Below are 13,626 nucleotides of genomic sequence, written 5' to 3' on the forward strand. Positions count from 1 at the left end.
CATGGCCATATCGGTGGACGGTCGGGCGCTGTACCCGCTCGGCGAGGCGCTCGCCGCCACGGACTTCCCGCTGCTCTCGATGCTGCCGGCCGACGCCTTCGAGGGCATCTACTATCTCAGCGCCGACGCCGCGTTCGACGACACCGCGCTGGTGGTGGCCTTCGAGCTGGCCTTCGAGGGCGAGTTGGCGCTCACCCCGCCGGGCACCGACGCGATCGCCCTGGTGCTGGGCTCGGCCGGAGTCGGCTGGACCGGGGTGCGGGCCACCGTGACCATCGGCGCCGAGCCGTCGATCCTGCTCGAGGAAGTGACCCTGGGGCTGCGGCTGCGCGGCGACATCCTGCGTGACGTGGCAACCGGCGACCCCGCCTCGATCACCATCACCGCCGATCTGCGGGTGTCCGCCGACGGTTTCACTCTCGAGCGCTTCGAGGGCGCCTCACTGGCACCGGCGTACGTCGCCGACACCGACATCGTGGTCGAGGCCCACGACGTGCGACCCGTCTTCGGTGGGATCGACCCGCCGGGCTGGCTGAGCGACCGCCCCGACTTCCATGGCCTGGCGATCGACGTGCTCTCCGTCACCCTGCCCAACGAGTACCTGCACAGCGACCCGGGGGCGGAACTGCGCCTGGAGCTGAGCGAGGCCGCCATCGACGCCGACGGGTTCACCGGCCGGCTCAGCGCCAGCTCCGACGCGCAGCACCCCGTCACCGGCACCTTGTTCGGATTCCGGTACCGCTTCCGTACCTTCGAGCTCGACATCCACCGCAACACGGTGCGGACCGCGCGGTTGGGTGTCGACCTGCGGCTGACGCCGTTGGAGCAGGCCGGCGAGGAGAAGTGGGTCGCCGTCGACGTGGGGTTCGCCGCCGGCCGGCAGCTGAGCGGCGTGTTGTCCGCCGCGCAGCCGCCCGGCGCCTCCGACGATCCGCGCGACCTCGTCTCCGTCGAGTTGGCCGACGTGGCCAGGCTCGGACTCCGGGCCCTGCGCATCGAGATCGCCGACGGCGTCGTGCGTTTCCTGTTCTCCGGAGTCGTGAGCATACGGTTCGGTGAACCCGCGATCACCTGGCCGACGGTCGAGTTCGACGAGTTCGGCATCGGCTCCGACGGCTCACTGATCATGCCGGCCGGGGGCGTCCGGGTGCGGGACACGCTGGTCGCGAGACTCGGGCCGGTGACATTGGGGGCCGGCCGCTTCGGACTCGCCGTGGGCGCCGACGGCGCGCTGGTGTTCGTCCCGCCCACCGAGATCGTGGTGGCCATCGACGCTCCCGCCGTCTCCGGCGGCGGCTTCCTCTTCTTCGACCCGGTCAAAGAGCAGTACGCCGGCGGACTGCGCCTGCAGTTCGAGAAGATCACCCTCAACGCGGTCGGACTGCTGACCACCCGCCTGCCGGACGGATCGCCGGGCGTCTCGCTGCTGGTCATCGTCCAGGCGTCCGGTTTCACCCCGATCCAGTTGGGTTTCGGGTTCAGCCTCAACGGGGTCGGCGGCCTGCTGGGCATCAACCGCACCGTGGCCGTGGACGTCCTGCGCGCCGGGGTTCGCAACCGCACCCTGGACGCGATCCTGTTCTCCCCGGACGACCCGACACCGCGCGCCCCCCAGATCGTCACCGCCCTCCAGTCGGTGTTCCCGCCCGCAAGCGGTCAGCACGTGTTCGGCCCGATGGCGCTGATCGGGTGGGGCACCCCGGTCACGCTGGTCACGATCGAACTCGCGCTGATCCTGGAGCTACCGTCGCCGGTGCGGCTGATCGTCCTCGGCCGGATCCGGGCCGCGCTGCCCGACCCCGACCACCCCATCGTGGCCATCAACCTCGACGTGGTCGGTGTCGTCGACTTCGACCGCGGTGAACTCTCCGTCGACGCCACCCTGTACGACTCGATGGTCGGCCCGTTCGCGCTGACCGGTGACATGGCGGCGCGAGCGAACTGGGGCACCAACCCGGACTTCGCCATGGCGCTGGGCGGGTTCCATCCCGCGTACACGCCCCCGCCCGGTTTCCCGGCGCTGCGCCGGCTGACCCTGGCCCTCTCGACGGGAAAGAACCCGCGGCTCCGCATGGAGACGTACTTCGCGCTGACGTCCAACACGGTCCAGGTGGGCGCCCGGCTCGAGTTGGCTGTGGAGGTCGGCGGGTTCAGCCTCGAAGGCAACCTCGGATTCGACACCCTCATCCAGTTCACGCCGTTCCGGCTGCTCGCGGAGATCTACGCGCAACTCGCCCTCAAGCGCGGCGCGACCACCCTGATGGGCCTGAACATCCACGTGTACCTCACCGGACCATCACCCTGGGTGATCTGGGGCGAGGCCACCTTCAAGATCTTCTTCGTGAGCTTCTCGCTGCCGTTCCGGGCACAGTTCGGCAGGACGCAGGACGTACCGGCCATCGAACGGCAGCAGGTGTGGCCGATCCTGCGCGACAGCCTCACCGCCGACGCCAACTGGAGCGCGCAGTTGCCACCGCAGGGCGGCCGGCTGGTGGTCCTGCGCGACGGTGCCGGTGACGGCGAACTGACCGCGCATCCGTTGGGCACCCTGACGGTCTCCCAGCAACTGGTGCCGCTGCAGCGCACCCTCGGCCTGTTCGGCTCGGTCCCCCCGAAGGGCCACGACCGCTTCGCGATCGTGGCCGCCGACGGACTGGACATCGTCGGCGTCGCCACCGAGTACTTCGCACCCGCGCAGTTCCGGCAGATGAGTGACGCCGAGAAACTGGCAAGCCCCGCGTACGAACGGATGATCTCCGGTGTCCACCTCGCCCCCGACACCGCAATCGCCGTCGGATACGTCCAGGACATGCCGCTGGACTACGAACAGTCGGTCATCCTCGACGTCGACCAGCCCAGCGCCGAACGGCTCGACGAGCGCTACGCGCCCGGTGACGGGGAGGTGGCCGCTCTGGCCCAGCACGGACCCGCCGGCACGGCGCCGTCCCGCGAGCAGGGGCGGGCGAAGTTCGCACCCCCGGTACCGGGACCGGCCGTGGCCGACCCGACCTACGTGGTGGTCGACCGGGACACGCTCACCCCGGTGCCGCTGGACGGGCTGGACGGCAGCTACACCGCCGCTGCGGAACGGCTGCGTGGCCGGACCGACCGGGACGAGTTGCAGATCGTACGGGCCGAGGAACTGGAGCTGGCATGACGGACCCCGCGGGTAGCTACCGATTCCTCGCCTGGTCCCGGCAAGGGCTCGCCGCAGCCATCCCCACCCACAACGCTCCGCCGGCCGACGACGCGGCGGTGCGGCTGCCCGTGACCCTCACCGTCGCCAAAGGACAGTCCGGCACCGAAGACATCACCCGAACGGTGCGCCTGTACGGCCCGGGCGACGTGGTCGGACTGGACACCAGCCAGATCATCCGCCGGGAACCCCGACCGGGAACCACCGACTTCGAGCCCAACTACTTCCCGCTGGTGGAATTCGACGCCCCGGAGCTGCCGTGGCTGCTCAGCCCGCAGCCCGGCGGCGACCGGCTGCGCCCCTGGCTGGCGCTGGTGGTGCTGCGGCGGCAGGTCACGCAGATCGTGGCGGACCCGTGCCGGCCGCTGCCGTCGCTGCGCCTGACCGCCGGCGACGCCCGAGACGAGCTGCCGGACCTGACCGAGTCGTGGGCGTGGGCCCACGCCCAGATCACCGGGGGCGCCGTCACGCCACAGCAGGCGCTGGACGGACGCTCACCCGAGTTGACCCTGTCCCGACTGGTGTGTCCCCGCCGGCTACAGCCGCACACGGCATACGTGGCCTGCCTCGTGCCGGTGTACCGGGCCGGTGTGCAGGCGGGCCTCGGCCAGCCGGTCACCGCCAGCGCCGAACTGGCCTGGCCGCCACCGGGCGGCTGGCAGGACGCGACGGGGACCATCGAACTGCCGGTGTACGACCACTGGGAGTTCACCACGGCCGAAGCCGGCGACTTCGAGGCCCTGGTACGCCGGTTGCGTCCCCGGCCGGTCGGCGCGGACGTCGGCGCGATGCCGGTCGACATCGCCGCCGCCGGCCCCGACTTCGCCGACCTGGCGTTGACCGAACCGACCGTGCTGCCGTTCGAGGGCGCGCTCACCTCACCCGACCTGCCGGCCCGGCAATGGCCGCCCGGTGTGCAGCTGCCGGTCGCGCAGCGGCTGGAGGACCTGATCGAGGCGCCGCCCGGCGTCGACCTCACCGTGCTGCGCCCACCCATCTACGGCGCGTACCAGGCCGCAACGCCGGACGCGCTGCCGGAGACCGGCCGGCCTTGGCTGCGGGAGCTGAACCTCGACCCTGGCTGGCGGGCGGCAGCGGCCCTGGGAGCCCGGGTGGTGCAGGACAACCAGGAACAGTTGATGGCCTCGGCGTGGGAACAGGCCGGCGAACTGGAACGGGCCAACAGCCTGCTGCGGCAGGCGCAACTGGCCCGGGCGACGGCCGCGGCGGTCCGGGACAAGCACCTGGACGGGCTGCCCCCCGACGCGGCCGTGCGGGTCACCGCGCCGGTGCACAGCCGGGTCCGCCTCACTCCCGACGGCTCCCCGCCCGGCCCGGACGCCCGACACACCCTGCGAGCCAGCGTGAAGGCCAGCGTCTTCCCGTCGGCGGCACTCTCCGCGCCGTTTCGTCGCGCGATCCGGCCGGCGGGCCCGCTCGGCCGCCGGCTCCCCGGATCAGCCCAGGACGCCACCGCCGAACTCGCCACAGGATTGTCGCGCGGCCGACTGCGGGTGCCGATCCGCCCACCCCGCGGCGGCGCCGACTTCGACGAGGTGGGCGACCGGGTCGGTGGCCAGAACCGGCCACGGATGCTGCACCTGCGCGAGACCGTGCCGCACGGCGGCGGCTGGCGGAAGATCGCCGGAGACGACCCCGACGCCGGCGGCTTCTACGTCGGCGGTGACCCCAACCCCCCGCCCCCGCCACCCGCCACCGACCCGACCGACGGCGCAGGGGACATCGAGCGGCCGCCCGCACCCCTGGCCGCCGAGGCGGCAGAGCGGGCGGCCGGGCTCCTGCCGGTCGACGACCGGTGGCAGATCGACGAACCGGGGCGGCGTGGCGACCGGCTCCGCGGCATCAACAACCGGTTCCAAGCCGCCGCCGAGTTCCTCCTGCAGCACCTGCCCGCCACCGTGGAGACACTGGCAGCGGCAGGCCCCGAGCTCAGCCTCCCCGCGGTCGCCTCGGCGATGGTGGATGCGGGCGGACAACTGGAACCGGACACGAGCGTCGCCCGCGAGGTGGTCGCTCTCGTACCGGCTGCGCCGCCCACCGGCGACCCGCTGCGGCCCCGCGCGGCGGCGCCCCGGTTCCCGCAGCCGATGAGCGGCCCACTCTCCGCCGTGGACCGCCAGATGATGCTGCCCGGCATCGACGGCATCGCCGACGACAGCGTGGCGGTGCTGGTCGGCAACGCCCGCTTCATCGAGGCGTACATGACCGGGCTCAACCACGAACTGAGCCGCGAACTGCTGTGGCGAGGACTGCCCACCGACCCGGGCGCAACCTTCGCCGACCGGTTCTGGGACGTTCGGGGAAACCCCGACCAGGCCGGCGGCCCACCGTCGCAACTGTCACCGATCGGAAGCTGGACCGCCGACCTTGGCGACAACGCCACCGCCGTCGGCGGTCCCGGCATGCTCGTGCTGATGATCAGAGGCCGGCTGCTGCTGCGCTACCCACACACCGTCGTGTACGCCGCCAAGGCGGTGCCGAAGATCGACGCCAACGGCGCGCCGGTGCCCGGCCCTGACGGCAGTCCCATACCCACCCCGGGCCCGCTGCAGCGCTACCCCCAGTTCCGCGGCACCATCGATCCCGACGTCACCTACCTGGGCTTCGACCTCACCGTCGAGGCCGCACGCGGCGGTGACGGCGACCTCGGCTGGTTCTTCGTCATCCAGGAACAGCCCACCGCCCCGCGGTTCGGGCTCGACGAACCACCCGGCCCGTCGCCGACGACACCGAACAGCTGGTCCGACCTGGACTGGTCCCACGTGAGCCCCGCCGGCTCCACCGTCACCCACGCTGCGGTGGCCGGGCCGCTGGCGGCCACACCGACGACCCTGCCCGTCCTGTCCGGCCGCGCCCTGCCCACCGCCACCTGGGGCGCCGACGCCGCACAGATGGCCGCCATCACCTACCAGCGGCCCATGCGGGTCGCGATCCACGCCCGTACCGCCCTGCCCAACCCATGATCATCGAGCCTGTCGGGCCGCGTCTCACCGGGGCAGCCAACTCCTGGGAGACCCGGCCCGCCGACGCCCGCCAGCAGAAGCCGAGGACACCGTGACCAGGCCGCCGCAGAAGCCGACGCCGGCAACCAAACCCATGCCGTCGCCACCGCCGGCGCTCACCGGGATCAGCGCGCCGGCCCGTCCCACCGACCCCGCCCAGGCACTGCCCGGCGACCATCTCATCGCCACCGGAACCGGATTCGGCTCCGGCACCGACCCCGCGGCGGCCGTGCTCGTCAGCACCGACAGCGGCCCGATGCTGCCGGCACGGATCATCACCTGGACCGACGGGCAGATCCGGTTCGCGTTCCCCGACGCCACCGGCGCCCCAGGGCCCAAGCAGGTGAGGGTACGCACCAGCATCGGCACGAGCGCCGCGATCAGCGTGATGCTGGAGGACACCCTGCGGCTCTCCGCCGCGCCGGTGGCGCTGCTGCCGCTGGGCGTGCAGACCCGGTTCATGGCCGACGGGCAGGAACTGTGGGTACGGGTCCTGCCCGACACCGTGCACGTGAACAGCCACGACGAACGGCTCACCGCGGAGGAGGCCGAACTCGGACGCCGCTACCGGGACGCCGCCGGCGACCGCGACGACATATGGCTGGACCTGACCACCCGCTTCGGCGCGCCGCGCGCCGAATGGATCGTGCGAGCCACCCTGTCCGGGACGGTCGTGGTGCGAGACAGCCCGTGGGCACGGGCGGCCCGCACCCGACTCCTGCCCCGACGGCTGTACGCGACGGCATACGACGACGCGGGCAACGTCATCGCGCAGCAGCACGGCCAGCCGATTCCGTTCGAACTGCCCATCGGTCCGGACCTGGCCGCCACCGCCGGCGACCCCAGCCGCGACCCGGGAATGCGCTGGATGGTGGACTTCGAAGAGGCCCACGCCTGCGGCATGGCGATGAAGCTACGGCTGCCCGACCCGCCACCGCAGCGGATCGCCCGACTCGTCGTCGTGGGCGCCGAAACGGCACTCACCCCCGAGCAGGGCGCCCGTGAACTCGCCGACACCCTCGCCGCCCACCGGTACACCCGAGGCATCGGTTTCCTCAACGACGGCACCCCGACGAACCTCACCCCCGACACCGACACCGACACCGGCCCCGCCGGCGCCCCCCGCCCACCGGACACCCAGGCACCGGTGGCGGATCTCGGCAACGCCGCCGCCGCCGCGTGGACCCTCGGACTCGCCGCGGACGACGTCGGAGTGCTCGCCGCGACGCCGTCCGCCGACGACGGCGCCGCCCTGCGCCGTGCCCGCCACGACATGAACACCGCCCTGTGGCCGGCGACCCTGGGCTACTTCCTGGCGCACATGTTCGCGCCGGTCGTCCCACCCGACGCCGTCGAACCCGTGCGCGAGCACTTCACCGACTGGGTACGCGGCGCCGGCCCCCAGCCGGTGCTGCGCGTGGGCGAGCAGCCGTACGGTGTGCTGCCGGTCCTGCCACTGGACCAGTGGGCACCAGGCGACGAGGAGCGCCCCGTCGCCACCCTCGCCACGTTCCTGCGCGACTCGCTGCGTCCGGTCTGGCGAGCCTCCGCGGCGTCGGTGCCCCGCATCGGCGACCAGCCGCCCGGCGAAACATCCAGCGAGAACCCACTGCTCACGGTGCTGTCGATGCAGCCCACCTCGGTGAGCATCCGCGGCCGCAGCGTACTCGCCATGCCCTTCGTCGACGCCGCATGGCGGTTCATCGGCAACCGCCTGTCCACCCAATGGCGCACCGAACAGGCGTCGCTGGCCCGCGCCGCCCTCGACACCCACGGCCTGCCCGACGCCCAGCCGAACCTCGAGCAGACGGTGTTCGCCGCGAACTACTTCCCGGTGCCCTTCCCGCTGGTGCAATCGGGTGGTGACCGGGCCCAGCCGCCGACCACCGACTGGCTCACCCTGCTGGCCGAGGCCGACTGGCGGGACCTGCGCCAGGACGCGTTCCCGCTGGACGAACGGCCCCTGCTGTACCTGCTGCTGCGACACTCTCTGCTGGTGGCCTACCTCTTCGCCGCCGCGCAGCTCGACCCGGCCGAGCCGTGGCACGGCGGCGAACCGAGCATGTACGGCATCGACGAGATCGACGACAACCTCGCCGCACCCCGTCCCCGCATGGTCTGGGAGCGGCTCACCGCCACCACCACGACCGGCGTCGCGAAAGGTGACCTGCTCGACGCCGACCCGCAACCACCGCTGGCCACCGTCCGGGCAGCGATCGAGGGGCTCGCCGGCACGCCCGTGCACGTCCTGGAACAGGTCGCCGCGGAGACCCTCGACCTGTGCGCGTACCGCCTGGACGCCTGGATCACGTCGTTCGCGCAGCGCCGGCTGCACACAATCCGAGGCGACCACGGCGCCGGGGGAGTGCACCTGGGCGCGTACGGCATCGTCGAGGACATCCGCCGCGGCGACGGCGGTACCAGCGCCGGCTACGTCCACACCCCCTCGCCGGCACACGCCACCGCAGCGGCGATCCTCGCCAGCGGCTACCGTTCCCACCCTGACGGCAGCGGCCACCGCCACCCCTTCGGGATCGACCTGTCATCCGAACGGGTACGGGCAGCCCTGTCGCTCCTCGACGGGGTCCGCGCCGGCCAACAACTCGGCGCCCTGCTCGGCTACCGCTTGGAACGGCTGTTGCAGGACAGGGGCCTGGCCCGATTCATCGACGACTTCCGGACCCTGGCCCCGCTGCCGGTCACCGGCACCGCCCCGCCCGGGACGGCCGCGGAGGCCGTGGCAACCCGCAACGTCGCCGACGGCCTCGACCTGCACCGCCGGTGGGTGGCCGCCGGGCGCGTCCCCGCCCCCGGCTGGCCGGCCAGCGACACCCTGCAGCCGGTCTTCGAACAACTCGACGACGCCGTGGACGCCCTGGGCGACATCCTTCTCACCGAGGGCGTGTTCCAGCTGGGCCGGGGCAACGCCGACCGTTCCGCCGCCGCCCTGCGCGCCGCCGCCCACCCGGATGGTGCACTGCCGGAACTGGAGGCCATCTACACTCCGCACTCCGGGACCGCCGCCACCCACCGACTCGCCGTGCTGCTGCCCGGCGACCTCTCCGCCGCGCCGGGCTGGGCCCCGGACGCCGGGTACGCCCGACGAGCGGCCGCAGAGCCGCGGCTGGACGCATGGGCCGGCCGGCTGCTCGGCGACCCGAAGCGGGTCCGTTACCGCGTGCGTTACCTCGACCCCGCCAGCGGCGACGTCCTCGACGAAGAGGAACGCCGGCTCGACCAGCTCGTGCCGGCGCTGTCCCCGCTGGACGTGGTGTACGCCGCCGTGGCCGCCGAAAAACACCAGCTCTCCGAACTGGAGCAGCGCATCGTCTACCACGCGGCTCGCACGCGACCCGCCACCGTACCGGCGGACGCCCGCATCCAGGTGACGGCAAGCCGGGAACCCGAACTCCCACACAAGATCGGCTTGCTCGAACTCATGGAGCTCGCCGAGGCGGTGCGGGAAACCATCGCCGGCGCGCGTCCGATGACCCCGGACGACCTGTCCCTGCCCGAGGCGCCCGGCACCGCCGTCGTCGATCTCGCCGAGGTCCGGGCCCGAGCCGACGCGGTCGTGGCCGCGTTGCAGACCGCGGAGACCGCCTTGGCCAGCGCGATGGCAGCCCCCGCCGGCGAGCCGATGCGGGCGGCGCTGCTGACGGCCAGCGCACTGGGCGTGCCGGGCGCGGTGCCGGTGTCGGCCTCCGGTGACACACCCTCGGCTCGCGCGGACCTGCTGGCGCAGGCCGCGGTCGTCGCCGCGGAGGTGCGCCGCCGGCTCAACCAGCTCGCCGGGCTGCCCACACCGGCACCCGACGACACGGCCGGCCGCGTCGCCGACGCACTCGCCCGGCTGCGAGCGGTTCTCGGCAGCGACTTCCGGGCCCTGCCCCGCTACACCGCGCCGCCAGCCGCAGACCCGGCCCAGGTCGACGTCGGGTTCCCCACCACCGAGGCGCTGCTGGCGGGTGACCCGTTCGCCGCCACCCGCTGGTTCCAGCAACTCGCCAGGGTTCGTGACGGTGCCCAGCGTCTGGGCGATCTGATGCTCTACGCCGACGCGCTCGGCGGCGTCGACCCGCTCGCCTTCGCGGTCGCCCAGCTTCCCGCCACGCCGGGAGACCGCTGGCTGGGCCTGCCGTTCGGCACCACACCACCGGCGGGGCGGGTCTCGCTCGTGGCGCTGCTACCCGCCGGCGAGCTGCGACCGGCCGCGACGCTGACCGGTCTGATGATCGAGCAGTACAGCGAGGTGCTGCCCGCGCGGGCGAAGACCACCGGTCTGGCACTGCACTACGACCAGCCCAACGCCACGCCCCCGCAGGCGATCGTCGTCGCCGTGCCGCCGCGGCCCGGCGAGGAGTGGACCTTGCAGACCCTGGGCGCGACGGTCGACGACACCCTCGACCTGGCGAAGCTGCGGATGGTCGACCTGGACTCGCTGCAGGAGGTGGGCCAGTTCCTGCCGGCGACATACCTGGCCTACAACGGCAAGGGGGTCACCGTTGCCACCGACTTCCTGGCCGGCAGGGGAGTGCCGCTGGCCTGACCGCGCGTCGAGCCTCGGCAACCCCCCATCCGCTCACCCGCACGATGCCTGAAAGGGACCACAACATGCCTGACGCGCCGCGGCTGGACACCGTCACCCCGGCCTCGGCACCGGCCGGGGCCCCACTCACCCTGGCCGGGGCCGCGTTCGGCGACCGTACGGAAGCCTCAGCCGTACGCTTCCGCGTCCCCGGCGACACAGCCGCGCCGGTGATCGCAACGGTCGACAGCTGGTCCGCCACCAGCATCGTCGTCCGCGTCCCGTCGCTGGTGTCGTTCGGATCCGGCGGACCCATCGAGGTCGTCGTGCACACCGACACCGGCGACAGCGCTCCCGCGCCGTTTCTCATCGAGGAGGCGGCTCCACCGGCGATCACCACCGTCGACCCGGCACGCGGACTCGAGCACACCACCATCACCGTCACCGGCGAACGCTTCGGCCGGCGCAGCGCCGGCTCGGCGGTCGTGTTCCGGGCGCCGGGCCCCCGGGACGTGCCGGCGCCCATCGAGGCGTGGACGCCGACGTCGGTGACCGTGCGGGTGCCCGCCCTCGACGCGCTCGACGGCGCCGGTGACCGCCCCCTGGTGATGACCACCCCGTGGGGGCGTACCGAACCAGCCTCCTTCCTGCTCGGCGAACTGCCCCAGGTGACCGGCGTGGTTCCGTCCATCCCGGCACCTGGCGCCACGATCACCGTGCAGGGTCGGGCGTTCGGGCCTGCCGACGCCGGCAGCCTCGACCTGGTCGCCGTCTACGCCACGCCTGATCCCCGACCGCCACATGCCACCGCCCCGACGATCCTGTCCTGGACCGACACCGAGATCCGGGCGGAACTGCCCGACCTGCACGGTCTGCGCACCACTGGTTCCCGCGACGTCATCGTCACCAGCGAATGGGGACCAAGCCTCCCGAACCAATCCAGCCGCATCCTGATCGAGAGCCGTGCCTCGATCACCTCCTGGACCCGGCTCGAGCCGCACGCCCGAACCTCTGACCTGCAGCAGGGGCTGCAGCTCGGGCTGCAAGCGCAGGTGTACGACGCCCTGTGGCTGCTCGGTAGGCAATGGCAGATGAGGGAACTGCGCGGTAGCGACGCCGGCTCCCCGGTCGCGGTGCGGGTGGAGGGCATCTCGACCCCCCTGGCCCGCTGGCGGCCCGCCAACGGCCAGCCCGACGACGCACCAACGGGTGTACCCCTGGAAGCCGTCGTGGAACGCGAGCGCGTCATCCCCCCGACGGGGTCCGCCTCCGCCCCGTTCGACGACCTGCGGCTGGCCGCTGAGGCGGGTCTGCACCTGCTGCGTCTGATCACCGCGAACCTCCGTGACGCGCGCAAGAGCGACGACTACCGCGCCCGGTTCCTTCGCGCTTTCCCGCTGCAGCCACCGGCCGATCCGGCGGCACTGGACACGCGCAGCCGCCGCTTTCTCGCCGTCACCGCCGGTCGAGCGCCCGACGGTGGACGGATCTATGCCGCCTACCAGGGTGCGCTGGGCGCGAACCCGACCCTGCCGAACCAGCCACCGATCAACGGTAACGACCGCGCCGCCGTCCTCACCGCCGTACGGCAGTGGTACGCCTGGTGCGCCGAGCTGTTCAGCGAACCCGTGGCGGACACCTCCGCCTGGGACCGGCAGCGCATGGAGTACGCATTCGCCGCGGGCTCCGGCGATCTGCTGCTGACCGCGCCAGAACACGACGGTGGGCACCTCGACTGGTATTCCTTCTCCCGACGAATCCCCACACCCGCGACATCCCTGGGCGCACCTGCGGCGGGGCGGGAACCGGAGGAATTCACCCGCGTAGCCATACCGAATCCCGTCAGCTATCCCGGAATGCCGATGCCTCGATGGTGGGAACTGGAGGACGGCCGCGTGGACTTCGGCTCGATCGCGGCCGCGCCGAGCGACCTGCTGACTCTCGTCCTCGTCGAGTTCGCCACCGTGTACGGCAACGACTGGTTCACTGTGCCCCTGGACGCATTGACCGTGGGGACACTGTGTGAACTGACGTCGGTTACCGTGACCGACGCGTTCGGGGTACCGATCACGATCAGCCCGTTCGGCGACGGAGCCGGCACCGATTGGCGGATGTTCGAGCTCGCGAGCGACGCCGGCACAGCGGACGCCGGCGATGCCATGCTGCTGCTCGACGCGCTGCCGGCAACGCAGGAATCCCGTCCGCTGGAGGATGTCCTGCTGCTACGCGACGAAATGGCGAACATGGCCTGGGCGGTGGAGAAGACCGTCCAGAGCCGCACCGGCCGCCCGCTGGATCTGTACGAGGAAGAGGTGACCCGGCGGGCGGGGCAACAAGGCCCCGACGGCGACGGCCTTCGGCGGTACCTGCTACAGACGCTGGTACCCCGCAACTGGGTTCCGCTGCTGCCCAGGTTCGACCGCGACGGGACCGGTAGCGTCACCGGGCGATGGCTGGCGCGGGGCGCCATGCGTGAACCAGTCGGTGGCGCCGCCATCCCACCACGCGGAAGACTCCTGGAACCTGGTACCCCGTTGGAAATCTATGACGAGGAGGTGCCACGGACAGGGGTGAGGCTGACCCGACTGTGGACATTGGGCCGGTCTGCGGATGGCCGGAGTCACCTGTGGCGGGCACGCCGCAAAGGCCCGGGCCGCGGCGAAGGCTCCAGCGGCATTCGGTTCGACACCACCACAGGGGCGTAAGAGCGACCAGAAGGGCGGCCTCAGCGGAACGCTGTGTGCCGCCGGGTGGACCATCCAGGCTCGAAGGTACCTGGTGCTGGCTCGACCGGCTCGATGTGGCGCCGGGCGACGTGGTCTTGCCCGCCGTCAAGCAGGCTCTCAGCGGCGGCCTGCCTGGAGAGGATCGCCTCGGCC

Annotated in this window: 4 protein-coding genes and 1 pseudogene; all 5 read left to right on the plus strand. The window is 72.4% G+C overall.

What is annotated here, in order from left to right:
* Window position 1: 1 nt before the first annotated feature.
* The 5 genes and pseudogenes from ACGF5C_RS04680 to ACGF5C_RS04700 all read left to right on the plus strand — a co-directional run bounded on the left by ACGF5C_RS04680 (window position 2) and on the right by ACGF5C_RS04700 (window position 13,452).
* A complete protein-coding gene (locus ACGF5C_RS04680) occupies window positions 2-3,157 on the plus strand; it encodes a DUF6603 domain-containing protein (RefSeq protein WP_393296656.1) in 3,156 nt (1,051 codons plus the stop codon).
* On the plus strand, window positions 3,154-6,180 hold the full coding sequence (locus tag ACGF5C_RS04685) for a hypothetical protein (protein ID WP_393296658.1): 3,027 nt from the start codon (window positions 3,154-3,156) through the stop codon (window positions 6,178-6,180). The genes ACGF5C_RS04680 and ACGF5C_RS04685 overlap by 4 nt, the downstream gene beginning before the upstream one ends.
* Before the next feature lie 133 nt (window positions 6,181-6,313).
* Window positions 6,314-10,768 (plus strand): hypothetical protein, encoded by a 4,455-nt coding sequence (locus ACGF5C_RS04690; RefSeq protein WP_393296660.1) that lies wholly within the window; start codon window positions 6,314-6,316, stop codon window positions 10,766-10,768.
* Window positions 10,769-10,833: 65 nt separating this feature from the next.
* Window positions 10,834-11,088: pseudogene (locus ACGF5C_RS04695) on the plus strand (IPT/TIG domain-containing protein); the annotation flags it as partial.
* A gap of 207 nt (window positions 11,089-11,295) precedes the next feature.
* A complete protein-coding gene (locus ACGF5C_RS04700; RefSeq protein ID WP_393297003.1) occupies window positions 11,296-13,452 on the plus strand; it encodes a hypothetical protein in 2,157 nt (718 codons plus the stop codon).
* Window positions 13,453-13,626 lie beyond the last annotated feature (174 nt).

Source organism: Micromonospora sp. NPDC047620 (assembly GCF_043205005.1).
GTDB lineage: Bacteria > Actinomycetota > Actinomycetes > Mycobacteriales > Micromonosporaceae > Micromonospora.

Coding starts and splice junctions, on each gene's coding strand:
- ACGF5C_RS04690 (WP_393296660.1), top strand. CDS start 6,314: ATGCCGTCGCCACCGCCGGCGCTCACCGGGATCAGCGCGCCGGCCCGT.
- ACGF5C_RS04685 (WP_393296658.1), top strand. CDS start 3,154: ATGACGGACCCCGCGGGTAGCTACCGATTCCTCGCCTGGTCCCGGCAA.
- ACGF5C_RS04680 (WP_393296656.1), top strand. CDS start 2: ATGGCCATATCGGTGGACGGTCGGGCGCTGTACCCGCTCGGCGAGGCG.